Origin of the sequence: Exiguobacterium sp. s141 (assembly GCF_018618085.1) — a bacterium.
Lineage (GTDB): Bacteria > Bacillota > Bacilli > Exiguobacteriales > Exiguobacteriaceae > Exiguobacterium > Exiguobacterium mexicanum_A.
Genome location: NZ_JACSLJ010000002.1, coordinates 287,554 through 311,261, shown reverse-complemented (window position 1 = coordinate 311,261; position 23,708 = coordinate 287,554). Strand labels below are relative to the sequence as shown.

23 protein-coding genes and 1 other annotated feature are annotated in these 23,708 nt (G+C 52.5%); of the genes, 5 read left to right on the top strand and 18 right to left on the bottom strand.

Annotation, left to right across the window (positions count from 1 at the left end):
• Nucleotides 1–185 precede the first annotated feature (185 nt).
• Nucleotides 186–1,802, bottom strand: coding sequence for a peptide ABC transporter substrate-binding protein (locus KNP74_RS06095; protein WP_214763832.1), 1,617 nt, complete (start codon nucleotides 1,800–1,802; stop codon nucleotides 186–188).
• A 272-nt stretch (nucleotides 1,803–2,074) separates the two neighbouring features.
• On the opposite strand from KNP74_RS06095, the gene KNP74_RS06090 reads away from it, so the two are divergent.
• Together KNP74_RS06090 and trpS are read left to right on the top strand one after the other, a co-directional pair.
• Nucleotides 2,075–2,443 (top strand): DUF3899 domain-containing protein, encoded by a 369-nt coding sequence (locus KNP74_RS06090; RefSeq protein ID WP_021066943.1) that lies wholly within the window; start codon nucleotides 2,075–2,077, stop codon nucleotides 2,441–2,443.
• A 46-nt stretch (nucleotides 2,444–2,489) separates the two neighbouring features.
• Nucleotides 2,490–2,697 (top strand) — a binding site (T-box leader).
• Nucleotides 2,698–2,744: 47 nt separating this feature from the next.
• Entirely contained in the window at nucleotides 2,745–3,746 is a 1,002-nt protein-coding gene (gene trpS / locus KNP74_RS06085; protein WP_214763831.1) for a tryptophan--tRNA ligase, read from the top strand.
• A 120-nt stretch (nucleotides 3,747–3,866) separates the two neighbouring features.
• Here trpS and KNP74_RS06080 read toward each other — a convergent pair whose 3' ends face one another.
• The 15 genes from KNP74_RS06080 to KNP74_RS06010 all read right to left on the bottom strand — a co-directional run bounded on the left by KNP74_RS06080 (nucleotide 3,867) and on the right by KNP74_RS06010 (nucleotide 20,421).
• On the bottom strand, nucleotides 3,867–5,522 hold the full coding sequence (locus KNP74_RS06080) for a peptide ABC transporter substrate-binding protein (RefSeq protein WP_214763830.1): 1,656 nt from the start codon (nucleotides 5,520–5,522) through the stop codon (nucleotides 3,867–3,869).
• Between the two features lie 203 nt (nucleotides 5,523–5,725).
• A complete protein-coding gene (locus KNP74_RS06075; RefSeq protein ID WP_138859703.1) occupies nucleotides 5,726–7,258 on the bottom strand; it encodes a peptide ABC transporter substrate-binding protein in 1,533 nt (510 codons plus the stop codon).
• A 66-nt stretch (nucleotides 7,259–7,324) separates the two neighbouring features.
• The gene (gene fabF / locus KNP74_RS06070; protein ID WP_029595790.1) at nucleotides 7,325–8,557 is read right to left on the bottom strand and encodes a beta-ketoacyl-ACP synthase II; all 1,233 of its coding nucleotides are present in this window, start codon (nucleotides 8,555–8,557) and stop codon (nucleotides 7,325–7,327) included.
• On the bottom strand, nucleotides 8,554–9,513 hold the full coding sequence (locus KNP74_RS06065; protein ID WP_214763829.1) for a beta-ketoacyl-ACP synthase III: 960 nt from the start codon (nucleotides 9,511–9,513) through the stop codon (nucleotides 8,554–8,556). The genes fabF and KNP74_RS06065 overlap by 4 nt, the downstream gene beginning before the upstream one ends.
• A gap of 75 nt (nucleotides 9,514–9,588) precedes the next feature.
• The gene (gene mtnN, locus KNP74_RS06060) at nucleotides 9,589–10,293 is read right to left on the bottom strand and encodes a 5'-methylthioadenosine/S-adenosylhomocysteine nucleosidase (protein ID WP_029595792.1); all 705 of its coding nucleotides are present in this window, start codon (nucleotides 10,291–10,293) and stop codon (nucleotides 9,589–9,591) included.
• 55 nt (nucleotides 10,294–10,348) lie between these two features.
• The gene (greA, locus tag KNP74_RS06055; protein ID WP_029595793.1) at nucleotides 10,349–10,822 is read right to left on the bottom strand and encodes a transcription elongation factor GreA; all 474 of its coding nucleotides are present in this window, start codon (nucleotides 10,820–10,822) and stop codon (nucleotides 10,349–10,351) included.
• A gap of 66 nt (nucleotides 10,823–10,888) precedes the next feature.
• Nucleotides 10,889–11,524: a uridine kinase gene (gene udk / locus KNP74_RS06050; RefSeq protein ID WP_034776924.1), complete on the bottom strand. Its 636-nt coding sequence runs from the start codon at nucleotides 11,522–11,524 to the stop codon at nucleotides 10,889–10,891.
• 16 nt (nucleotides 11,525–11,540) lie between these two features.
• On the bottom strand, nucleotides 11,541–12,182 hold the full coding sequence (locus KNP74_RS06045; protein WP_138859710.1) for an O-methyltransferase: 642 nt from the start codon (nucleotides 12,180–12,182) through the stop codon (nucleotides 11,541–11,543).
• 66 nt (nucleotides 12,183–12,248) lie between these two features.
• Nucleotides 12,249–13,391: an endolytic transglycosylase MltG gene (gene mltG, locus KNP74_RS06040; protein WP_138859711.1), complete on the bottom strand. Its 1,143-nt coding sequence runs from the start codon at nucleotides 13,389–13,391 to the stop codon at nucleotides 12,249–12,251.
• 71 nt (nucleotides 13,392–13,462) lie between these two features.
• Complete coding sequence (locus KNP74_RS06035) at nucleotides 13,463–13,765, bottom strand: DUF1292 domain-containing protein (RefSeq protein WP_034776918.1); 303 nt, start codon at nucleotides 13,763–13,765, stop codon at nucleotides 13,463–13,465.
• 13 nt (nucleotides 13,766–13,778) lie between these two features.
• Entirely contained in the window at nucleotides 13,779–14,201 is a 423-nt protein-coding gene (gene ruvX, locus KNP74_RS06030; protein ID WP_034776916.1) for a Holliday junction resolvase RuvX, read from the bottom strand.
• Nucleotide 14,202: 1 nt separating this feature from the next.
• The gene (locus tag KNP74_RS06025; RefSeq protein ID WP_029595797.1) at nucleotides 14,203–14,469 is read right to left on the bottom strand and encodes an IreB family regulatory phosphoprotein; all 267 of its coding nucleotides are present in this window, start codon (nucleotides 14,467–14,469) and stop codon (nucleotides 14,203–14,205) included.
• Nucleotides 14,470–14,506: 37 nt separating this feature from the next.
• Nucleotides 14,507–17,146, bottom strand: coding sequence for an alanine--tRNA ligase (gene alaS / locus KNP74_RS06020; protein WP_034776913.1), 2,640 nt, complete (start codon nucleotides 17,144–17,146; stop codon nucleotides 14,507–14,509).
• Between the two features lie 310 nt (nucleotides 17,147–17,456).
• The gene (recD2, locus tag KNP74_RS06015) at nucleotides 17,457–19,664 is read right to left on the bottom strand and encodes an SF1B family DNA helicase RecD2 (RefSeq protein ID WP_138859713.1); all 2,208 of its coding nucleotides are present in this window, start codon (nucleotides 19,662–19,664) and stop codon (nucleotides 17,457–17,459) included.
• A 70-nt stretch (nucleotides 19,665–19,734) separates the two neighbouring features.
• Nucleotides 19,735–20,421 carry a magnesium and cobalt transport protein CorA gene (locus KNP74_RS06010; protein ID WP_214763828.1) on the bottom strand — a complete coding sequence of 229 codons (687 nt, stop codon included), beginning with the start codon at nucleotides 20,419–20,421 and terminating at the stop codon, nucleotides 19,735–19,737.
• 118 nt (nucleotides 20,422–20,539) lie between these two features.
• On the opposite strand from KNP74_RS06010, the gene KNP74_RS06005 reads away from it, so the two are divergent.
• The 3 genes from KNP74_RS06005 (at nucleotide 20,540) to KNP74_RS05995 (ending at nucleotide 21,869) form a co-directional block, all read left to right on the top strand.
• Complete coding sequence (locus KNP74_RS06005) at nucleotides 20,540–21,088, top strand: VOC family protein (protein ID WP_251129315.1); 549 nt, start codon at nucleotides 20,540–20,542, stop codon at nucleotides 21,086–21,088.
• Nucleotides 21,089–21,174: 86 nt separating this feature from the next.
• On the top strand, nucleotides 21,175–21,426 hold the full coding sequence (locus KNP74_RS06000) for a hypothetical protein (protein ID WP_214709599.1): 252 nt from the start codon (nucleotides 21,175–21,177) through the stop codon (nucleotides 21,424–21,426).
• Nucleotides 21,423–21,869, top strand: a complete 447-nt coding sequence (locus KNP74_RS05995; protein WP_214763826.1) for a hypothetical protein — start codon at nucleotides 21,423–21,425, stop codon at nucleotides 21,867–21,869. The genes KNP74_RS06000 and KNP74_RS05995 overlap by 4 nt, the downstream gene beginning before the upstream one ends.
• A gap of 44 nt (nucleotides 21,870–21,913) precedes the next feature.
• Here the strand turns inward: KNP74_RS05995 and KNP74_RS05990 are convergent, their stop codons facing one another.
• Nucleotides 21,914–22,579 carry a tetratricopeptide repeat protein gene (locus tag KNP74_RS05990; protein ID WP_214763825.1) on the bottom strand — a complete coding sequence of 222 codons (666 nt, stop codon included), beginning with the start codon at nucleotides 22,577–22,579 and terminating at the stop codon, nucleotides 21,914–21,916.
• 4 nt (nucleotides 22,580–22,583) lie between these two features.
• Nucleotides 22,584–23,705 (bottom strand): tRNA 2-thiouridine(34) synthase MnmA, encoded by a 1,122-nt coding sequence (gene mnmA, locus KNP74_RS05985; RefSeq protein ID WP_034776905.1) that lies wholly within the window; start codon nucleotides 23,703–23,705, stop codon nucleotides 22,584–22,586.
• Nucleotides 23,706–23,708 lie beyond the last annotated feature (3 nt).

Genomic DNA, 23,708 nt, shown 5'->3' with positions numbered 1-23,708 from the left:
ACGTCATCTCAAGGCTCTTAGCACAGCACATGAAAATTGAAGAATTCTTAGTTTGTAAAGTATTCTGAATTTTCACTGTTACTACATTATACTTTACCAACAAAACATTTGAATAGTATTTTCTCTCATTTCCGGATTTTTTTTTAGAAAAGGGGGGACATGCACGTTGCATGCCCCCTTCTCATTTAGTTGATATCGACGTATTTGTACTGGTAATCAGCACCGAATAGTTGACGGTTGAAGTTTTCGACGTTCGGACGGAGCAAGTAAGCGACACCAGCTTGGTAAATCGGCATGATGGCTTGGTCTTGTTCAATCAAGAGCGTCTCTGCTTCTTTAAATTTGTCATAACGGGCATCGATTGCTGTTTCAGCAGATGCTTCATCAATCAACTTGTCGTAGGCAGCAGACTTGTAGTTGATGTCGTTTTGACCGTTGTCAGACGTGAAGATGCCAAGGTTTGTGAGCGGATCTTGATAGTCAGGTCCCCAAAGGGCGAATGACATTTGGTACTCTCCGTTCGCTTCGAGCTCGAGCTTGTTGTTGAACGGTTGTTGGGAGATGTTCACGGTCACGTTCGGCAAGTTCGATTCGATTTGGCCTTTCATGTACTCTGAGATTTGTTTCGATACTTCGCTGTCGAATGAGAGAAGTTCGATTGTAGCAGCTTCGCCGCCAGTCGCCTCTTCCCAAAGTGATGCCGCTTCGTCAGCGTTCGTTTCAAAGTGCGTCACGCCTTCCGTGTAATCCGTGCCGTCTTCATACTTGATGAAGTCTTTCGGGATGAACGAAGTCGTGGCGATTGAACCGTTGTTCAAGAGTTGGTCGATGATTCCGGCCGGGTCGACCGCACGAGCGATTGCTTTACGGGCATTGACGTCAGCGAAGACTTCATCTTCATGGTTGAACTTGAAGTAACCGACGCTTGAACGAAGGCCTGTGTTGTAGTCGTCGTTCTCTTGGAAAGCAGCAACTTGTTCAGATGAGAGGCCGGCGTAGTCGACTTCTCCTGCTTCATACAAGTTGACGACAGTCGATGTGTCTTTGACGACGCGAACGTCGACTTTCTCGAGGGCTACATTTTCAGCATCCCAATACGATTCGTTTTTCGCTAACACGTATCCTTGCTCGCGATCCCACTCCGACCATGTAAATGGACCGTTGTAGATGTGGTTTTCTGGTGACGTTGAGAAGTCTGCGCCTTTTTCAGTGGCGAACGCTTCGTTGATCGGTGTGAACGTACCGAACGATGTGAGTGAGATGAACGATGGGTCTGGACGCTCGAGTGTAACTTCAAGTGTCTTCTCATCGATCGCCTTCACACCGAGATCTTCTTTAGGAAGTTTACCAGTGTTGATGGCTTCGGCATTTTTTACTGTGTTCATGATGTACGCGTATTGTGAACCAGTTTCTGGATCCACAGCGCGTTGCCAAGCGTAGACGAAGTCGTTCGCTGTGACAGGTTCGCCGTTAGACCATTCCGCGTCGCGGAGTGTGAACGTGTAGACCGTTTCGTCTTCGTTCACTTCTGGTTCTCCTTCGGCGATTGCTGGAACGGCATTCCCGTCTTGATCCAGACGGTAAAGACCTTCCATCGTGTTGGCGATCAAGTTGAACGCGACTGCGTCCGTCGCGAGCGCCGGGTCAGCCGTTGTAATATCAGACGTGTCCGTCAAGCGGAGAACTTTTTCTCCGTTCGAAGACGAACCGCCGTCAGAGTCTCCGCCAGTCGAGCAAGCGGCGAGCACTGAACCGAGTGCCAAGATGAGTGTCATCATAAGCAGAATCGATTTTTTCTTCATTGCGATGTCCCCTTTCTGAATCGTGAAGCATGGCGTTTCGTCGGACCGTAACATCTTACTTTTTCTTTAATTTTCTGAATATTTCATTTTGTATCCGACGAAAGAACGTTAGGGCTATTGTAAAAAATTTTTAATCAAACTGTCAACTCCCCAATAAACCGCTGTCATTTTTAACACGAACTTCTCGCCTTCTCCACCAAGCAACAGGTATCATAGAGCCATAGGGCGGATGACTCGCTGGAGCGCATCCACGCTGAAAGGAGTTTGTCACATTGAAAAATTTTAGAAGTATATTAATCGTTTGGGGAATTGTCACAATTGCCTACACCGTTTGGTCGAACTTGTCATACTACCAAGACGAGACAATCGGGTTCCATTTGAGTGGCGGCTTGTTCGTGGCCGGTATACTCGTCTTCGCGGTCGGGATGTTCTCTCATATGGGTGCCACCGGATTATTTGACGGGTTCATGTACGGGTTCAAACGCAATCGTCGGGCCAAGTTGAAAGAGATTGACCCGGATTACGAAGAAGACGAAGAAGCCTCACCGGAAGATCGAGCCAATCAAAAACGTTCGGCGTGGCGTTGGGTCTATGTCGGTGTCACGAGCGTCGTTCTTTCTTACGTAATCACCCTCGTTTGACCTTCCGATTTCACTGTCGATATGCTACACTATGGCTAGAACAATAGGAAACACAATGAAGAAGACAAGTACCTCGAATCCCCTTTCCCCCAGAGAGTCTACGTTGCTGCGAGTAGATGGAAACCTTCGAGCGAATGGACTTCGGAGTGGCTCGCCTGAACGATAGTACGGCGAGACGGTCACGCCCGTTAACGCGATCAAGTGGCATGAGTTTCATGCAAATTTGGGTGGCACCGCGGTTATTCGTCCCGATTTATCGGGCGGGGAACCGCGGTTTTTTATATTCTCTGGAGGTGTAATCATGGCAAAAATCTTTTCTGGCATTAAGCCGACCGGCGTCGTGACGCTCGGTAACTACTTAGGCGCGATGAAGCAGTTTGTTGAGCTGCAAGAAGAACACGAAGCGTTTTACTGTGTCGTCGATCTCCATTCGATCACGGTTCAACTCGACCGCGTCGAGTTGATGGACAACACGCGCAAGCTCGCCGCACTCTATCTCGCTTGCGGTCTCAATCCTGAGAAGTCGACGATTTTCGTCCAATCGGAAGTGAAGGCGCACGCCCAGCTCGGATGGATGTTGACATGTATCGCCGGCATGGGTGAACTGAGCCGGATGACGCAGTATAAAGACAAATCACAAAACAGTGAAAACATCGGCGCCGGCTTGTTCGTCTATCCGACCTTGATGGCGGCCGACATCCTCTTGTACGGCACGGAACTCGTCCCGGTCGGCGATGACCAAAAACAACACGTCGAATTGACGCGTGATTTGGCCGAGCGCTTCAACAAACGATACTATGAGACGTTCACGATTCCGGAGCCGCTCATTCAAAAAGAAGGTGCGCGCATCATGAGTTTGACGAACCCTGTCAAAAAAATGTCGAAATCAGACGCGAATGCGAAGGGCTTCATCTCGATGCTCGATGAGCCGAACGTCATCCGTAAAAAAATCAAGAGCGCGGTCACGGACTCGAGCGGTGTCATCAGCTTCGACCGTGAGAACAAACCGGGCATCTCGAACTTGCTTGAGATTTACTCGCTCTCGACCGATACCCCAATCGCTGAACTTGTCGAACGCTACAAAGACTCGAACTATGGAACGTTCAAGCAAGACGTCGCCGAAGCCGTCGTCGCCATGCTCGAGCCTATCCAAAATCGCTATCACGAACTCGTCGACTCAGCTGAGCTCGACGCCATCCTCGATGCGGGACGTGAGAAAGCGGAAGCCGTCGCCAACAAAAATCTCGCGAAAATCGAGAAAGCGATGGGACTCAACCGGAAACGGGCCAAAGTGAAGAAATAAAAAGTAGCCGCCCTTTGCATGCAAAGGGCGGCTTGTTCGTGCAACGTGATTGGTCAAACTGAAGACACAAAAAAAGAGACAGGCGTCCCCGTCTCTTTTTTGTATGCGTGTTGTTTCTTATTACTCTTTGCCTTCGATAGATGCCCACTTGTACGAGTAGTCAGCGCCGAACGCGTGTTCAACGATTCCTTTAACGTATGGCTTCGTGAGGCGAGCCGATCCACGTTGGTAAACTGGCGAGATCGCGTTCTCTTCAAGAACGATTTTCTCTGCAGCTTGAAGGTCAGCCCAACGCTGTTCAGCATCTGTGCTTGATTTCGCAGACTCGATGAGCTTGTCGAATTCTTCGTTCGACCACTTACCACGGTTGTATGGTCCGTCAGTGACGAAGAGGTCAACGAATGTCATTGGATCCTGGTAGTCAGGGCCCCAGCCAGCGAATGTCAACTCGAACTCACCTTTGTTCTCAAGGTCAAGTTTGTTGTTGAACGGTTGTTGCTTGATTGTGAGCGTGATCCCTGGAAGGTTCTTCTCAAGTTCACCTTTGATGAACTCACCGATTTGCTTCGCAGATTCTGAGTCATAGTTGAGGAGCTCGATTTCGACAGAGTCTTGACCGAGTTCTTCAAGTCCTTTTTCCCAAAGCTCTTTCGCTTTGTCCACGTCGTAGCCGCCGATGTCGCCGTTCGCTTCACGGAAGTCTTTACCGTCTGGTCCAGTGACGAAGTCTTTAGGTACGAGGTAGTTGGCAGGGACTGAACCGTTCGCAAGGAGCGTTTCAGAGATCGCTGCTTTATCGTATGCCGCGTCAATCGCGTTACGGATGTTTTGGTTGTCGAGCGCTTCAACCTCAGTGTTGAACTGAAGGTAGAAGAGTGTTGGCTCGACGACAGTTGAGAAGTCTTCGTTATCTTGGTATTGAGCAACGAGTTCAGAAGTCAAACCAGTGCGGTCAACGTCGCCGTTTTCGTACAAGTTAACACCTGTTGAAACTTCTTTAACGACTTTAACGTTGATTTCTTCAAGTTTGACGGCTTCAGCATCCCAATAGTCGTCGTTTTTGACCATTTTCCAGCCTTGCTCGCGCTCCCAGCTTTCGAGTTTGAACGGTCCGTTGTAGAGCGTTGTCTCTGCAGACGTACCGAAGTTCTCGCCTTGCTCTTTGTCGAACGACTCAAGTTTAGGCATGAATACGCCGAAGCTTGTGAGACCGAGGAAGTAATCAGCTGGTGCAGTCAATTTAACTTCAAGTGTCTGCTCATCAGTCGCAGTGACGCCGACAGCGTCGCGCTCGCCTTCGCCAGTGTTGTAGGCTTCAGCACCTTCGATGATTGACATGACGTAAGCATATTGTGAAGCGTTGTCCGGGTTAAGGACTTCTTTCCAAGCGTATTCGAAGTCGTTAGCTGTTACAGGCTCACCGTTAGACCAAGTTGCGCCTTCACGGATTTTGAACGTGTACGTTTTACCGTCTTCAGAAACTTCGTGTGACTCCGCGATCCCTGGTGTCGGGTTATCGTCTTTATCCATACGATAAAGACCCTCGTTAACGTTGTTCAACACGTTGAACGAAACCGCGTCTGTCGCGAGTGTAGGGTTAAGTGAAGGGATGTCAGAACCATCGAGCAAGTTGAGGACTTGCTCCTCGTCTGCGCCGCCTTCAGAACCTTGTTTATTTGATGATGTCTCTTCTTCCCCACCCGAGCAAGCTGCTAGGAATGCGCTAGATAGAAGCGTTACCGACGTTGCTAAAGCAAAACCTTTTTTCTTATTCATTGCGATGACCCCCTGATTTTTTTCGGTTTAACGAAATGAACGATGGTAGAAAATTCAGATATCTCACTTTACAAAATTTGCTACCACAATCCCGTTGAAGCAATAATACAATATTCTGATAATTTTGCAAAGTGTTTATTTTGATTTTTCTAAAAAATTTTTATTATAGGCTAAAAGCCCGCCTAGGGAGACGGGCTTTAAGCTCATTTTTCATAAACTTTAGAAAAAGTTAGGACGTACGAAGGACCGATGACCGGAAAACCGATTTCCGCATATTTGGAATCGACTGCGTAAGATCTTCCAGCTTGGTAGATTGGGATAACGACAGCTTCTTCCAACAGCCGTTTTTCCGCCTGTCGATACGTCTCGTTCCGGTCCGCAAGTACTTCTGTCGAGCGGGCCTCATCCATCAAACGATCGAACGTTTCGTCCGTGTATCCGCTCGAATTCAAATAGTTATTTGTCTCGAATTGGGTCAAATAGGCACTGAATGCCGGGTAGTCCGGTTGCCACCCTGATAGTGACAACGCGTAATCGCCTGCGACTTCTTTCCTAACTTTGTCACCGAGCGGCAACTCGACGACGTTCACTTGAAGACCGGGAAGTTGTTCAAGCTCTGTTTCAATCGTCTGGGCGATTTGTCTCGCCTCTTCATCGACAAAGCTGAGCAACTCAATCTCGATTTCCTCTTCTTCGAGCCGATCAAGCACGTCTGCGAACAGTGTCGCCGCCTCTCCTTCAAGCGTCGGCTCCGTCTCCGTTTGATCGGTGACGAGCAATCGTTCTGTCGTCCGTTCGGCTCTTGCGAGTGACCCTTCCACTGCTTCGCGATCTAAGGAGAGCGCGAGCGCGCGTCGGAAATCGGCATCATCGAACGGATACTCGTCGACGTTCGGTTTTAAATAGAAGACGCCGCTTCGCGGAACATCAACGAGCTTACCTTCGAGTGATTCGATTGTCCCCTCGTCCGTGCCGTAAGGGATCGGGTGAATACCGTCGGGCTCTGAACTTAGACCTTCATCCGCCCAGATGATAACTTTTTCGAGCGTGACGCGATCTGCATCATAATAATCCTCGTTTTTTATCAACGTCGCCTGGGCCGCGTCGATTGACTCGATTTGGAACGGTCCGTTCGCGTCGAGTTCTTGCCACTCCCCAATCATCGTCTGCGGCAGAAAGGCCGGCATCGCTAACATCTGCTCGAACCCTTCCATCGGCCGCTCGAGCGTCAGCTCAAGTGTCTGTTCGTCAATCGCTTTCACGCCGAGCGTCTCTGGTTCTTTCGTCCCGAGACTGATCGCTTTCGCGTTCAATACATCTCCGAGGAGGAAACTGAACGGGGAATTCGTATCGTCATCGGCGAGCATGCGAAAATGCTCGACGAACGTTTCAGCCGTGATCGCATTTCCATTCACAGTTTGACTTGCCTTCAAGTTAAACGTATATGTCGCCCCGTCCTCGGAACGCGTCATCGTCTCAACGAGTCCCGGTTCAATCTCACCGTCCGCTCCGAAGCGATACAATCCTTCATAAATATGCGATAACACAGTTTGCGAACTCGGATCGATCGCGAGCAGTGTGTTCGGCTGCTCCGGCAACGTCTCTCCATGGATCGTCACGATTTGTTCTTCTGGTGGTAGTAATTCTCGTGCCTGCTCTCGTTGTCCGTACCAAATAACGAAAAAAAGGATAAGGACTGAACCCAACAAGGCGGCACCGATGAAAAATCGTTTCATCTGGCATTCTCCTCTCTGTTAGACCAACCCTTATACCCTACCCGTTTTTGTCACTTTTTTCTACTATTAGTCGTTCACTTTCGCGAATGCGAGCGTCGCGTTGTGGCCCCCGAAGCCAAGCGAGTTGCTCAGTGCGTACTGGATATCAAGTTCCCGATTTCCATCACGGACATAGTCTAAATCGCAATCATCAGCTGGTGTCTCACAGTTGATCGTCGGATGAATCCGTCCCTCATGAATCGATAGCGCCGTGATGACGGCCTCGACTCCGCCGGCTGCGCCGAGCAAGTGCCCGATCATCGATTTTGATGAGTTGACGGCCAAGTTGTGCGCGTGGTCACCGAAAACGTTGTGGATCGCTTTCGTCTCGAGCATGTCGTTGAGTGGTGTGCTCGTCCCGTGTGCGTTGATGTATTGAACGTCTTCTGGACGAATTCCCGCGTCACGAAGCGCCTCGTTCATCGCTTTTGATCCACCTTCTGCCTCAGGTGACGGTGCCGTGATGTGGTAAGCGTCCGAACTCATGCCATACCCGACGACTTCCGCATACATTTTGGCTCCGCGCGCTTTCGCATGCTCATATTCCTCGAGAACGAGCACGCCCGCGCCTTCACCCATGATGAAGCCGTCACGGTTCTGATCGAACGGGCGGCATGCCGTGTTCGGGTCTGGATTCGTCGATAGTGCCTTGTTGGCACAGAATCCTGAGAATGAGAGCGGCGTGATTGGTGCTTCGGCCCCACCTGCGAACATCGCGAGGGCATCACCACGTTGGATGACTTTAAACGCTTCACCGATTGAGTTCGTTCCAGATGCACAAGCTGTGACCGAGCAGTTGCTCGGCCCTTTTGCTCCGAGGTAAATCGAAACTTGACCGCTCGCCATGTTTGGAATCATCATCGGGATGAAGAATGGGCTGATGCGACGTGGTCCCCGTTCATGCAAGATGCTCGCTTGTTTGTCGATTGTTTCGACCCCACCGATCCCGCTTCCGATCCAAATCCCGACATCGTCCGCGATTGCTTTCACATCTAGACCGCTATCCCGATGCGCAGCGTCAGCCGCAAGAATCGAATATTGAATGAATGAATCCATCTTGCGCGCTTCCTTCGGTTCGACCAAATGATCGATGTTCCATTCCTTTACTTCCGCCCCGACTTTCGCCGGATACTGGCTAATATCAATCTTTGTTAACGTATCGACTGCATTTTCCCCGTTCAACAGTCGCTCCCACATTGCCGTAACGTCGTTCCCGAGTGGGGAAACGACTCCTAATCCTGTGATGACTACTCGTTTCATGCGTTAATCTCCTCCGTGATGTTAGCGTTATTCCATGTTAAACAGCTCGCTCCCCATGTGAGCCCGGCGCCGAAGCCGGCGACGACGATCGTTTGACCGTTTGAGATTTTCCGTTGCTTGACCGCTTCGGCCAAAGCAAGTGGAATTGAAGCAGCTGACGTGTTCGCATGGTCTTGAATCGTGACGACAACTTTTGCTTCGTCAATCCCTAACCGTTCAATCGCTGCGTCAATGATACGACGGTTCGCCTGGTGCGGCACGAGGACGTCGAGGTCTTCAATCGTCTTCCCGGCCCCTTGCAACGCCTCTAAGACGATGTCAGGCATCTTACGGACGGCGAATTTGAACACTTCACGACCGTTCATGACAATCTTACCTTCTTCATTCTCATATAAGAACTTTCCGCCGGTTCCGTCACTTCCGAGAATGACCGACTCGATGGCGGCCACCTCGTCTTCGCCGAGAACGACGGCACCCGCCCCATCACCGAACAAGACGGCGGTCGAACGGTCGTCCCAATCGATCAAATTGCCCATCTTCTCAGCTCCAATGACGAGTGTGCGCTTCAACCCTTTCGCGAACATCATGCTCTTCGCCGTATCCATCGCGAAGATGAAGCCGCTACAGGCGGCGCTAACGTCGAAGGCGACCGCTTGCTTTGCCCCAAGGTTGGCTTGCACGAGACAAGCCGTCGCCGGGAATGATGGCGCCGTCGCCGTCGCGCAAATGATCGCGTCGATATCTTCAATCGACACACCCGCACTTTGAAGCGCCCGTTCGGCAGCCTTTGTGGCCATATCGGCAACGCTCAAATCAGCGTCTGCCAAATGGCGCGCCTCGATCCCGGTCCGGGTCCGAATCCATTCGTCGCTCGTATCCATTCGTTTTTCCAAATCGATGTTCGTGATCCGGTTGTCCGGAAGGAACGAACCGATGCCAATGATTCCAATGTTCATGTTGATGACCCCTATTCTTAGTATCTGGTACTAATATAAGGGAATAAAAAAGGGATGTCAACGCATCCCTTTCGATTATTCGCTTTGACCGAGTCGTTTTGTGACGGCCATGACCATTTTCGCCGAGTTAATCGATGCCGTCTCCAAAAATTCGTCGAACGACAAGTTCGCTTCCTCATCGGCGCTGTCCGAGATTGAACGAGTCACGACGAACGGGACACCAAACTGGTAGCACGTCTGCGCGATTGGAGCGGCTTCCATCTCGACGGCGGCGACGCCATCAAAATGTCCGAGGATGTCCGCCACCCGTTTCGAGTCATTGATGAATGAGTCGCCCGTCACGATGAGGCCCGTATGGACGTTCACGTCATGGAGACTCTCGATGACTTCTTTACAGACGTCCATCAAGTGCGCATCGGCCGTATACGCCGCCGGCATGCCTGGAACTTGCCCATACTCATAGCCGAACGCTGTCACGTCGACATCGTGGTGACGGACTTCTGTCGAGACGACGACGTCGCCGACTTTCATCCCTTTTTTGAAGCCGCCGGCTGAACCGGTGTTGATGACGACGTCCGGTTTGAACTTATCGATCAAGAGCGTCGTCCCGATGGCCGCGTTCACTTTGCCGATGCCTGACTTTAAAATGACGACTTCGACGTTGCCGAGGTATCCTTCATAGAAGTGATAGTTGGCGATTTCCGTGTCTGTCCGTTCTGTCAATTCGTTGCGGAGCAAGTTTACTTCTTCTTCCATCGCTCCAATGATTCCGATTTTCATGATATGTGCCTCCTCAGAAAGAGAGCGACCTCCAGATGGATGTCGCTCGTTAGTGTTACTTGATTTCTTTAATTTCGACGACCATGTCGCCGCCTGGCGTTTGAACGTTGACAACGTCTCCGACCGTACGGCCGAGAAGCGCTTTGGCGATTGGTGATTCGTTCGAGATTTTCCCTGTGAATGGGTCGGCCTCGGCGCCACCGACGATTGTGTACGTCTCGTCTTCGTTATCTTCTTGAATGAAGAACGTTACCGTTTTCCCGATGGCGACCATCGAGTTGTCGGCTACGTCATCTTGGATGATGACGGCGTTACGAAGCATCTCTTCAAGTTGGGCGATGCGTCCTTCGACCATTGCCTGCTCTTCTTTCGCCGCATCATATTCAGCGTTCTCAGACAAGTCTCCGAAATCGCGGGCGATTTTAATATTCTCAACGACTTCTTTACGGCGCACCGTCTTCAGTTCGTTCAATTCATTTTCGATCTTAGCTTTTCCGTCTAACGTCATGTAATGTTGTTTTTCAGCCATTTCTGTCACTCCTTCATTGTCTCCTAGTATATTACAGCTAGGTTAAATTGAAAACGATTTATTTCCTTATGCCCGGTTGCGTTCTGTGAGCACCCAGCGAATCTTCGTCACGAGCAAATCGATGGCGACAAAGTTTTCTCCACCTTCAGGTACAATGATGTCCGCATAACGTTTCGTCGGCTCACAAAATTGAAGATGCATCGGCCGGACGACATTCGTATATTGGGCGACGACCGAGTCGATTGACCGGCCCCGCTCATTGAGATCGCGCTGCATCCGGCGTAGGATGCGGACGTCCGCATCCGTGTCGACGAACACTTTAATGTCCATCAAGTCACGCAGACGATCGTCCTCGAGCGCCAAAATACCTTCGACGATGACGACGTCGACCGGCTCGATCAAAATCGTCTTGTCCGAGCGCGTGTGCGCCGCATAGTCATACACCGGTTTCTCGATGGCCTTGTGCTCTTGTAACTGCTTGATATGCTCGATCAAAAGATCGTTATCGAATGCGAACGGGTGGTCATAGTTCGTCTTATATCGTTCTTCCATCGTCATCTCTGACTGGTCTTTATAATACGCGTCTTGCTCGATCATGACGACCGATTGTCCTTTGAACGCATCCACGAGCGCGCGGGCCACGGTCGTCTTACCTGATCCGGTCCCCCCGGCCACGCCGATAATGACGGGTTTATGTTGCATCAAAGTTAAGTCCTCCTCATCGTAATTTACGACTGATTGCTAGGCCATCACCAAGGGGCAAAATTGCAGTATGATAATCGGTCCGTGCCATCAATTGCTCAGTAAACTCTTTTACGAGACGAACAAGCCGGCGGCGTCGACGGTCAAGCACTGACACATCCTCGAGCAGGACGTCCCCTCGTAAAAATAAATTATCGCTGTAAATCGTACCACCAATTGGTACTAAAGCGCCATACCCATCAAAGAATTTTTGATACTGACCTTTGGCCGCGTCGATAAAGACCGCATCGAATTCTCCTTCAATCGTCCCGATCAACTCCACCGCATCACCATGAATGACAGTGATTCGGTCCGATACGTCCGAGCGTCCGATAAAGCCGAGTGCCTCTTCGTGACGTCGTGCGTTTCGTTCGATCGTGACGATTTCCGCGTCCGGCAACAGTTCAGCCATTCGAATCGCACTGTATCCGATTGCCGTACCGACCTCAAGGATCCGTTTCGGACGTTGCATCGCGAGAAGCGACAGCAACACTTCAGATCCGGTCAAGTCCATGATTGGCACGTGATGTTCTCGGGCGAACGCCTCCATCTCCGCCAATAACGGCGACCGGGGCGTGACCAAGTTCTCCACGTAACCTTCATAGGATGAATGTTCCACGTCGTACACCTCTTACTCTCTAATCATTCAAACGACCGGAAGCCAAGGCTTCCGGTCGCATATCCGTCAATTGTTGTTTGCTTCTTCGAACGCTTCCCATTCTGGACGATACTTGTTGACGTTCTGTTGGTGCGCCTCGTACTCCACTTCGAACAAGACTTCCCCGTTCGGGAATCCTTCACGCGGTGGTCGGGCGTAGAAATAAACGTTATCCGTATCGTTCGGATTGAGCGTGGCGACGAATGCGTCACGACTGACCGCAGCGATTGGTCCGATTGGGATCCCTTCGTAGCGGTATGTGTTATAAAGTGAATCGTTTTGGAGATCGTTGAACGATGTGAAAATCGAAGTCTCCCCGGTACCATACCAGACGGTCGGGTCGGACTGCAACTTCATGCCATCGGCCAGACGGTTCTCAAACACACCCGCGATCTCTTGACGGTCTTCCGTCGAGACCGCTTCTTTCTCAACGATCGAGGCGAGCGATAACGTCTCATGGAACGTGCGTCCCGACGCTTCGACCGCATCGCCGTATTCGAGATAGAGCTGTTCGGTCGGCTTGAGCATCTCATCGATGATCTGAGTGAGCGTCACACCTTTATCGAACTCATACGTTGCCGGGAACAAGTAACCTTCGAGCGGGTGATAAATTCCGTCGGCGAGCACTTCGTCCGTCAGCATCTCATGCTCATTGACGAGCGAGCGGATATACTCCTCGTCGCTCAGTTGGTCCGAAATCTCTTCTTTCGGAATATCAGCCTGTTTTGCGAGACGCGAGATGACTTGGTCGATCGTAAAGCCTTCCGGGATCACCAATTTGATATCCGGGACGACGATGACTTTCCCCGTCTTCAACGTGGCGATCAACTCGTCAAGTGATTGTGACGGAGACAACGTATACGTCCCCGCTTGGAACGATGATTCATTTTTAAACCGTGTGTAAAAACGGAAAATCGTGCTATTCCTCACGAGGCCATTCTCTTCGAGTAGTTCGCCAATGTAACCAGAACCTGCACCGAGCGGAACCTCGACCTCGACCGTTTCGGTCGAAGCTGGGTCAACGGGTTCGAGCGATCGTTTCACGAACGCATAAGATACCGCGGCACCTGTGGCGATCACTAGAAGAAAGACAGCAAGGATGATAACCGTAATTCGCCGAACAATCCGGTTACGTGCACGCTTCTCATCAAACATCGATGGATGGTTCATGCGCATTTCTCCCCTGTTCTTCTGTTATGAAGATGGGCGACGAGGGTTTCCCCTAGTCGCCCGTCCACGTATTAGTCTAAACCAACTTCGTCATTGACGATATCGAACGCTTCCATGACTTCCTCGAAGTCATCATCGTCTTCGACGAGCTTCAAGATGAACTCGCCATCTTCAAGTTCTTCGATTTCAAACGCGTACACTTCGATTGTGTCGTCATCCTCGTCTTCTGTTTCTGGATTGCCGACCGGCTCAAGAACGACAAACGTCTTCTTCGAGCGGTCGCTCGTCATCCGGAAAATTTCTGCAAATAAATGCTCGTCTCCATTTTCGTCTGGAATACGGTACATTTCTTCTTCACGACGGATTTCTGCCATGAGTAATTCCTCCTTATTTGCCTGCACGATCCAGGTAATTTTGTAAAATCATGACGGCTGCCATCTTATCGATGACGGCCTTTCTCTTTTTTCGGCTGACGTCTGCTGAAATGAGCATCCGCTCCGCTTGCATCGTCGTCAAACGCTCGTCGACGAGAACCGTCGGCAAACCGGTCGCTTCGGTGAGGGCCGCGGCAAACGCCTGTGACGCCTCGCCCCGAGGTCCGATTGTCGCGTTCATGTTCTTCGGGAGGCCGACAACGACTTCTTTCACATCGTACTGCTCAATAATCGGTTGAAGCAGACGGACAGCTTCCTCAAAGTCCGGCTCGGTCCAGTAGACCGTCTCCACGCCTTGCGCCGTCCATCCCATGAGGTCGCTCACGGCGACCCCAATCGTCTTCGAACCGACATCGAGCCCCATGACTCGCTTCATATTAATCCTCTCTACGATCGTTCAAATACGATTTGACCAACTCTTCGAGCAGCTCATCTCGTTCGATTTTGCGAATTAAGTTTCGCGCATCGTTATGACGCGGGATGTAGGCAGGGTCACCTGACAACAAGTATCCGACGATTTGATTGATCGGTTGGTAGCCTTTCTCCTCGAGTGCTTGATACACCGTGATCAGTGTCTCCCGAGTGTTGGCTCGATTATCATCTTCTGGAAAATTGAATTGCATCGTGCGATCCATTTGGCTCACAAGAATCCACCTCTTTCCGTTTGCACTTCACACTCTATTATGCCAGTGATTGAACGTAATGTGAAGCAAACTTCAATGCTTCATCCAGTTTTGTCGCATCACGGCCTCCGGCTTGCGCCATGTCAGGACGGCCTCCGCCGCCTCCGCCACAACGTGTCGCCACTTCTTTGATCAATTTCCCGGCATGGAAGCCACGGTCGTTCAAGTCTTTCGTCACACCTGCGACGAGGTTGACCTTGTCGCCGTTCGCCGAGCCGAGCAAGATGACGGCCGAGCCGAGCTTGCCTTTCAATTCGTCGACCATGCCACGGAGCGCGTCCATATCTTGTCCGTCGACGCGCTTAGCGATCAATTGGACATCACCGAACGTCTCGATGGCGTCTGTGAGTGACGACGCTTCGATGTTGGCGAGTTTCGCTTTGAGCGATTCGCTCGCGCGTTCGAGTTCTTTCATTTCAGTTTGAAGCGCTTGGACACGCGTCGGCACTTCGAGCGGTTTTGTCTTGAGCAGTTTTGCTGCCGTCTCGAGCGTCTCGATGTGCTGGTTCATCACTTCGTAAGCACCAGCTCCTGTGACCGCCTCGATGCGACGTGTACCGGCTCCGATTCCTGATTCCGACAAGATTTTGAAGAGACCGATTTCCGCCGTGTTGCCGACGTGGCAGCCACCGCAAAGTTCGACCGAGTCACCGGCAGCGACGACGCGGACGACATCCCCGTACTTCTCACCGAAGAGCGCCATCGCACCTTTCGCTTTCGCATCGGCGATGTTCATTTCTTCGATATCGACAGCGATTGACGCCCAGATGCGTTCGTTCACTTGACGTTCGATCGATTGGAGCTCTTCAGCCGTCACTTGGCCGAAGTGCGAGAAGTCAAAGCGAAGACGGTCTGGTGTCACGAGCGAACCTGCTTGGTTGACGTGCTCACCGAGCGTGTCTTTCAACGCGCGATGCAACAAGTGCGTCGCTGTGTGGTTTTTGATGATCGCTTGACGCGAATCGAAGTCGACCGTAGCCGTCACCGCGACTTCTGCCTTGGCGACACCTGACGTGACCGTGACCGTATGCAAGTTTTGGCCATTCGGTGCTTTCGAGACGTCTTTCACGTGAAGGACGAAGTCCGACCCGACGATTTGTCCTTTATCGCCGATTTGACCGCCGCTCTCAGCGTAGAATGGCGTCTGATCGAGGATGACTTGCGCTTCTTCCCCTGCTGCGACGACGTCAACGAGCTCTCCATCATGAATCAAGCTGATGATTTTCGCTTCAGTTCCGAGGTTCGTGTACCCGACGAATGATGATGGAAGCGTAATTTCCGCAAGAACGCCTGACTGGATTTGCATCGACTCAACGTCGGCACGGGCAGTCCGAGCGCGTTCACGCTGAGCGTTCATCGCTTGTTTGAATCCATCCTCGTCGACCGTCAATTTGTGGTCTTCGGCGTACTCGATCGTCAACTCGAGCGGGAAACCGTACGTATCGTAGAGACGGAACGCATCTTCACCGCTGATGACGTTCGAACCGGCCGCTTTTTGCGCTTTCGCGACTTCGTTCAAGATAGCGAGACCGTCATGGAGCGTCTCGTGGAAACGTTCTTCTTCATTCTTGACGACTTTCTTGATGAAGTCTTTCTTCTCACGGACTTCAGGGTAGAAGTCGACCATGATGTCGCCGACGACGTCGACGAGCTCATACATGAACGGACGCTCGATGCCTAGCATCTTCGCATAGCGGACGGCACGGCGGAGCAAACGACGAAGCACGTAGCCACGGCCTTCGTTCGATGGGAGCGCCCCGTCTCCGATCGCGAACGAGACGGTGCGGATGTGGTCAGCGATGACTTTGAACGCCACGTCTTTGCTGCTGTCGGTGCGGTACGTCTCGCCGCTGATTTTCTCTGTCTCGCGGATGATTGGCATGAACAAGTCCGTGTCGAAGTTCGTCGGTACGTCTTGCATGACGCTCGCCATCCGCTCGAGACCCATCCCTGTATCAATGTTTTTCCGTGGGAGCTCGGTATAGTTGCCGTGCCCGTCATGGTTGAACTGACTGAAAACGATGTTCCAAATTTCAAGGTAACGCTCGTTCTCGCCGCCCGGGTATAGTTCTGGGTCGGTCGGGTCGTCGCCGAACGCAGGTCCGCGATCGAAGAAGATTTCTGTGTTCGGGCCAGACGGGCCTTCCCCGATTTCCCAAAAGTTCTCTTCGAGTGGGATGATGCGGTCGGCCGGCACGCCGAGTGCAAGCCAAAGTTGTTTCGCTTCTTCATCTTCCGGGTGAATCGTCACCGACAAGCGATCCGGGTCGAGCCCGTACCATTCGTCGCTCGTCAGAAGTTCCCAGCCCCATTTGATCGCGTCTTCGCGGAAGTAATCACCGACCGAGAAGTTCCCGAGCATTTCGAAGAACGTATGGTGACGCGCCGTCTTCCCGACGTTCTCGATATCGTTTGTCCGAATCGACTTCTGCGCGTTGACGATGCGCGGGTTGGCTGGAATGACACGGCCGTCAAAGTATTTTTTGAGCGTCGCGACGCCTGAGTTGATCCAAAGAAGCGTCGGGTCCTCGACCGGTACGAGTGAGGCACTCGGCTCGACACTGTGTCCTTTCGATTTGAAGAAATCTAAATACATTTGGCGAATCTGTGCGCCAGTTAATGGTTTGAGCGGTTTCATCAACAATTCCTCCTTCAGTTTAAACGAAACGAAAAAAAGCGATGCTCATCCCTGTGGAAAGGGACGAAAGCATCGCTTCGTGGTACCACCCTCGTTCGCACGGCAAAGCCGTGCCTCGAACATCCGATAACGCGGATGAGGCGCCCAGGGTGAGTGGGGACTCCAGACTAGCTTCGGTCGACCGGACCCCCATCTTCTCACAGCCTAGGAAGATGTCTCTGGTGAGGCGGTTACGACGTACTCATTTCCTTCATCGTCTTTAATCGTTTCAGTTTTCTATTCGTCATTATCACACGTCAATCGGGAGACGTCAAGACTTGCCGCCTAGCCGCTCGACGAGTTTCGTCCGCCGTACCGGCTCTTCTTCTCGCGTCGCCGCCTCGAGCGCACGGACGTCCCCGAACAAGAGCAAACTCTTCTTCGCCCGAGTGACGGCCGTATAAATCAAGTTGCGCGACGAGCGGAAGCCGCCGTTGAAGAAGACGGGCATGAGCACGATCGGGAACTCGGACCCTTGTGACTTATGGATGGTGATGGCATAGGCGTGGGTGAACTGGTCCCATTCGCTCCGGTTATACTCGACCTCGGTCTGATCGAAGCGGATATAGATTTTGTCGACCTTGTCGACGTTTTCTTTCGCATAGAAAATGTTCGTGATTTCACCGATATCGCCGTTATAAACGTTCTCCTCGGCGTTATTGACGAGTTGGAGCACTTTATCCCCATTCCGGTACGTCCGGTTGCCGTGTTTCACTTCCCGGACCGCCGATTTCGGATTGAACACGTTTTGGAGCGCCTCGTTCAATCCGTCGATGCCGCACACCCCACGGTACGTCGGTGCGAGCACTTGGATATCGAATGGGGAATAACCTTTTCGCAGTGCGGCCCCGGCCATTTGACAGATCGCCTGGAGTGCCGTCTCTTGGTTGGCCGTATAAAAGCGACGGTCCGGCAGTGCCGCGAGCAAATCGTCCGGCATCTGTTTCGCGTTGAGCGCGTGCGCCAGACGAAGGATGCTCGACTCGGACGCCTGCCGATGGACGACATCGAGCCGGACGACGGGAATCCCGTCGGTCGCCATCAAATCGGCGAGCACTTGGCCCGGTCCGACCGAAGGCAATTGATCCCGGTCACCGACGAAGAGGATTTTCATCCCGTTCGGCACAGCCCGAAGCAGGCTGCGGAACAAGAAGATATCAATCATCGACGCCTCGTCGACGATGAGCACTTTTCCGACGAGCGGATTCGTGTCATCGACTTGGAACGAGCTGCCATCAAACTTTAAGAGACGGTGAATCGTCGAGGCCGGCAAGCCCGTCGACTCACTGAGCCGTTTCGCGGCCCGGCCGGTCGGTGCGGCGAGCACGAACGGGAACGGTTGGTTCTGTACCGGTTCAAGCTTCCAGTCGAACACGTCGCTGAGCGCATGGATGATACCGCGGACGACGGTCGTTTTACCGGTCCCGGGTCCGCCTGTCAGCACCATGAGCGGCGACTTCAAGGCAAGTTCGATCGCCTCTCGTTGTTGCTTGGCATACTCGATCGAGAACATCTCCTCGACGCGACCGACCGCATCAAAGATCGTCGTCATATCGACGTCTTCCGTAGTCGATGTCGACATGATGCGCGCGAGTTCCTCGGCCGCTTTTTGTTCGGCCCGATAGACGCGTGGATGATAGACGACCCCGTCCTCGACGATGACACGCTCATCGTTCGCGAGTGTCTCAAGCGCCGAGACGAGTGCCTCGCCCGGGTCGCCACCGATGATGCGCGGCATCTCGCTCGCGAGTTGATCGGCCGTGACGAACAAATGCCCGTTGCCTTGCTCGAGCTCGAGCACGTATAATACGGCCGCGGCGATCCGCTCTGGGTGAATCCCTTGAATCCCGAAATGGGCGGCGATGGCGTCGGCCGTCTTGAAGCCAATCCCAGGGACGTCATACATCAAGGCGTAAGGGTTCTTTTCAATCGTCTCCATCGCCCGGCCTTCATACTCTTTATGAATCTTCGAGGCGAGTCGCGGTGTGACGTCGAACGGCGCCAAAAACAACAGCAACTGATCGACCCCATACAAGATGTTCAACCGCTCGGTGATGACACGGGCCTGCTTTTCTTTCAAGCCGTCGACGTTCGACAAGATACTCGGATGCTTGACGATTTGGTCGATGCAGTCGTCTCCGAGTGCGTCAGCAATCTTTTGGGCCGTCTTTTGCCCGATTCCCGGGAAAGAGCCGTTCGTCAAAAACCGGACGGCCGCGCGTTTTGTCATCGGGACGACACGGCGGATCCATTCCGCTTTCATCTGTTTCCCGAATCGGGGATGGTCGACGAGACGCCCGTGCGCTTTATACGTCTCGCCTTTCTCGATACCGACGCCGACACCGGCGATGACCATCTCGGTCTCGTCTGTCTCAAAGTTCTTTTCTTTTATACGTACGAGCGCGATCGTGTGCGCTTCTTCTTCCGATTGAAACAGGACGCGGATGACTTTTCCTGTCAACTCGTAAGGTGCTGCCATCATTCGAGCCACCTCCAGCTAGTTTTCCATCCCCCATTATAGCCCGAGTTTGAACGGTAGGACAAATCGCCTAACTGAACAGGTTGAGGATGCGCTCGAGCTGGTCGAGGTCGACACGTTCAAGAATCCGAATCAGCTGATCGACATCGATTCGGTTCAAGATGCGCTCAAGTTGCTCCAAGTCCACGGTTTCAAGCAGTCGTTCGAACCGTTCCAGCTCCCCCGAATTAACATAACCTTCGAGCCGCTCGAACAGCTCGGTCCGCTCGACACGAAACAGTTGCTCAAGCGATGGTCGCTGAATCAACAGCACAAGTCCCGCGGCGATGACGTGGACGCCCCAGTTCAACACGACGTGACCGAGCCGTACCGTCTGTCCGACGAACGGGACGAGCGGGATGAACGACAGCTGCAACACGATGATCCCTAGCTGGACGTACGGGTTCGGGATGAACCAAGCCACGAGGGCAAGCAGGGCCGGGACGACCCACGCCACCCCGACCGCACCAAACGTCACGGACCAGGACTTGTTCGCCGACAATATCCAATGCATGACGACACCGATTACAAAAAATGTCGCAAACAGGAGTAACAGCACGGTCGTCGCCCGTTCCGACTCGACGACGACCCGGAACAAGAGATTATTCGTCCACTCGCCCGTCGCGAGACGATTATTGACTTCGATGAACAGACGACCGAGCATGAACCATTCGATGATGAAAAAAATAACGACGCTGACCAAACTAAACATCCGCATATGCTTTCTCCCCTCTCACATTGCTAATCCATTTCCCGAACACTCGGACGGCTATGCACGTTTTTCGTCGAATCAAAGCGGGAACTGTTCGAGTGAACCTATGAAGGAGGGATTATGTATGACGAACCGTATTCCAATCAGTGGCCTGTGTGAACTCGTGTTAGAAGTGACCGACATGACCGAGGCCGTCGATTTTTGGCACGGCAAGCTCGGACTGCCCGTCGTCGAACAATGGGTCGGTGATGATGCCGAGCCGAGCGAGGCACAGGAGCACGCGGACGAACCTTGGGCGACGTGGCTCTATGTCGGTGGGAATACGCGCCTCGGCCTTTGGCTGAAACGAGATTTCACGTCAGAAGAAGAATTGAATCGCCAAGAGGACGTGACCGAATGGGACACGCTCTATGATGAAGGCGGCGCCCACGTCCACTGCGCATTTTTCGTTCCGATGGAGTCGTTCGACCAAGCGCTCGAAGTGTTAGAGGCGTCAAACATCCCGACGAAACTCCGGACGTGGGACGAGGACGAGACGGTCAACGGTAAAGAGCGCTCGGCCTACTTCAAAGACCCGAGCAAGAACGTGATCGAGCTATACACGAAAAACATGGACGAGGCCTACGGTGAGTTCGGCGGCGAGCCCGTAAAAATCACGACGAAACAGCTCTGATTCACATGTACGCTCGACAACCCACATGATACGATGAGAGAAAATGGAAAAGGTCGTGCTATATGCGTTTCTTCCCGCTTTTCCTCATGGCTTGTTTAGGCTTGCTCACCTTTGGGCTGTATTTTGTGATCGATGCGTTTCCCACGCTCGACCGACCCACTTCGTTTGCAGCGTTGGCGTTCGTCTCATTCGGGACGAGTTTCCTGATTTTGATGGATGGTGTACGACGAGCCAAGTCCGGAAAGCGTGTCCTGTGGAGCTACCTCGCGCTCTCCGGCACGCTTGTATTGATGACTTTTAATCTTTTGATTTGGGTCATCGGGGAGGTGTCCGCATGACGCTCACCCTCCCTGAATGTATCACCGGCTTTTCATACGGCGACTGTTCCGCCCCAGGGTCAGATTGGAAGACGTTCAAATCGATTTGTTTTGAGTTCACCCGGATTAAACGAGGAATATGTTCCTTTACCATTGGGGACGAAATCACTCCGAATTATCACCAGGCGAGTATCACATGGAGTGAGCAAACCATCTATGTCCTGCTCAGCAGAAACTATCCTGTCATCGGCATCTCCAAACTCGAACCGTTTCAATATGAATTCATCGATGTACCCGAACTGACCGACATGTTTCCTGACACCTATCAGATTCCGTTAGCGGCTGAGTTGAATGAGCGGTTCGATTTGTCGCTACAGCCGTTTCTGAACAAGGCGGAACGCGGAGAAATCAAATATTGGGAACCAGAGACGGTCGGTAACGTCATCTTCCATTATTGGGACTAACAAAAAGCGCCTCTCGCAAAAACTGCGAGAAGCGCTATATTAATTTAGTTACCGAGCAATTCATCCATTTTCGCTTTCGCGTCATACGCGAGCGCGTGGTCCGGTTGCAACTCGAGCACACGTTCAAGCTCGGCGTACGTCTTGTCCTGTTCACCGAGGAACGCGTAGGCGATCGCCAAGTTGTAGCGGGCATCCGTATGGCTCGCGTCGAGGTCGAGCGTATGCTCGAGCGCTTCGACGGCCTCGTCGAGCTGTTCGTTCTGCGCGAGCGCGAGCCCGTATTGGAACGAAATTTCGACGTCTTCCGGTGCCTGCTTCATCGCTTCGCGAAGACGCGGCAAGGCCCGGACGAAGTCGCCCATCGCCTTGTACGTCAAGCCGAGCATGAAATGAAGGTCGGCGTCGTCCATCCCGGCGAGCAGCGCCTGACGCAGAGATGCCTCGGCCAAGTCGAGCTGTTCGAGCTCATAGGCGAGCGCTCCCTTCGCGTAATGGGCCGCGCCGAACGCGTTGTCGAGTTCGAGCGCCTTATCGTAAAAGACGACGGCCCGTTCATGGTCGCCGATCGCTTGCAAGAGCGTACCCATGTTGACGTAACCGGTCGGGTCCGTCGGGTCCGCTTCGATGGCAGCATTGAACTGCTTGGCCGCCTGTTCGAACTCACCTTGTTGCATCGCTTGGATGCCTAATTCGTTTGCGTTCAAAGTCATCACCTCATCCGATATAGTCGAGTCGTTTTCCGTTTCGATACGCTTCGTCAATCGTCGCACCACCGAGGCAGATATCACCGTCATAGAAGACGACGGCCTGTCCTGGCGTGATCGCACGTTGCGGCTCATCAAATTTGACGAGCACTTCGCCATTTTCAAGTGGCGCGATCGTCACAGGCACGTCTTGTTGACGGTAGCGGAATTTCGCCGTCGCCCGGAACTCGCCTGTTGGGACGGCACCTGTCCATGACAGCTTCGATGCGAGCAACGCGTCCGAATAGAGCGCGTCATGATGGAACCCTTGGCCGACGTAGAGGATGTTTTCTTCCACGTTTTTGCCGACGACGAACCATGGGTCCCCGTCGCCGCCGATGCCGAGGCCGTGGCGTTGACCGAGCGTGTAATACATGAGCCCGTCATGGTTTCCTTTTTGTTCCCCATCGAGCGTCTGCATGATGCCTGGTTGTGATGGCAAATACTCCGAGAGGAACTCTTTGAAGTTGCGCTCTCCGATAAAGCAGATGCCCGTCGAATCTTTTTTCTTCGCTGTCGCGAGCCCCGCTTCTTCGGCGATGACACGGACGTCTTTCTTGTCCATATGACCAATCGGGAACATCGTCCGCGCGAGTTGGTCTTGTGACAACTGGTTCAAGAAGTACGTTTGGTCTTTGTTGTCATCTTTCCCACGAAGAAGTCGATGCTCACCGTCGACGTACTCGACCCGTGCGTAGTGCCCGGTCGCGACGAAGTCGGCACCGAGGCGAAGCGCGTGGTCAAGGAATGCCTTGAACTTGATTTCCTTGTTACACATGACGTCCGGGTTCGGCGTCCGCCCGAGACGGTACTCGGCCAAGAAGTATTCGAACACGCGGTCCCAATATTCTTTCTCAAAGTTGACCGCATAATAAGGAATCCCGATTTGGTTCGCGACCGCAATGACATCTTCATAGTCTTCGGTCGCCGTACAGACACCGTTCTCGTCCGTATCATCCCAGTTTTTCATAAAGATTCCGATAACGTTATACCCTTGCTCTTTCAGCAAATGGGCCGTCACCGATGAATCGACGCCGCCTGACATCCCGACGACGACCGTCGTCTCGGCAGGGGCTTTTGTGCGTAAGTTCATGAT

Coding starts and splice junctions, on each gene's coding strand:
- udk (WP_034776924.1), bottom strand. CDS start 11,524: ATGCAACATAAACCCGTCATTATCGGCGTGGCCGGGGGGACCGGATCA.
- KNP74_RS05990 (WP_214763825.1), bottom strand. CDS start 22,579: ATGACTTTGAACGCAAACGAATTAGGCATCCAAGCGATGCAACAAGGT.
- KNP74_RS05995 (WP_214763826.1), top strand. CDS start 21,423: ATGACGCTCACCCTCCCTGAATGTATCACCGGCTTTTCATACGGCGAC.
- greA (WP_029595793.1), bottom strand. CDS start 10,822: ATGGCTGAAAAACAACATTACATGACGTTAGACGGAAAAGCTAAGATC.
- KNP74_RS06075 (WP_138859703.1), bottom strand. CDS start 7,258: ATGAAACGATTTTTCATCGGTGCCGCCTTGTTGGGTTCAGTCCTTATC.
- KNP74_RS06080 (WP_214763830.1), bottom strand. CDS start 5,522: ATGAATAAGAAAAAAGGTTTTGCTTTAGCAACGTCGGTAACGCTTCTA.
- KNP74_RS06000 (WP_214709599.1), top strand. CDS start 21,175: ATGGCTTGTTTAGGCTTGCTCACCTTTGGGCTGTATTTTGTGATCGAT.
- recD2 (WP_138859713.1), bottom strand. CDS start 19,664: ATGGCAGCACCTTACGAGTTGACAGGAAAAGTCATCCGCGTCCTGTTT.
- fabF (WP_029595790.1), bottom strand. CDS start 8,557: ATGAAACGAGTAGTCATCACAGGATTAGGAGTCGTTTCCCCACTCGGG.
- KNP74_RS06035 (WP_034776918.1), bottom strand. CDS start 13,765: ATGGCAGAAATCCGTCGTGAAGAAGAAATGTACCGTATTCCAGACGAA.
- mltG (WP_138859711.1), bottom strand. CDS start 13,391: ATGAACCATCCATCGATGTTTGATGAGAAGCGTGCACGTAACCGGATT.
- KNP74_RS06005 (WP_251129315.1), top strand. CDS start 20,540: ATGACGAACCGTATTCCAATCAGTGGCCTGTGTGAACTCGTGTTAGAA.
- KNP74_RS06095 (WP_214763832.1), bottom strand. CDS start 1,802: ATGAAGAAAAAATCGATTCTGCTTATGATGACACTCATCTTGGCACTC.
- trpS (WP_214763831.1), top strand. CDS start 2,745: ATGGCAAAAATCTTTTCTGGCATTAAGCCGACCGGCGTCGTGACGCTC.
- mnmA (WP_034776905.1), bottom strand. CDS start 23,705: ATGAACTTACGCACAAAAGCCCCTGCCGAGACGACGGTCGTCGTCGGG.
- KNP74_RS06065 (WP_214763829.1), bottom strand. CDS start 9,513: ATGAACATTGGAATCATTGGCATCGGTTCGTTCCTTCCGGACAACCGG.
- ruvX (WP_034776916.1), bottom strand. CDS start 14,201: ATGAAGCGAGTCATGGGGCTCGATGTCGGTTCGAAGACGATTGGGGTC.
- KNP74_RS06010 (WP_214763828.1), bottom strand. CDS start 20,421: ATGCGGATGTTTAGTTTGGTCAGCGTCGTTATTTTTTTCATCATCGAA.
- mtnN (WP_029595792.1), bottom strand. CDS start 10,293: ATGAAAATCGGAATCATTGGAGCGATGGAAGAAGAAGTAAACTTGCTC.
- alaS (WP_034776913.1), bottom strand. CDS start 17,146: ATGAAACCGCTCAAACCATTAACTGGCGCACAGATTCGCCAAATGTAT.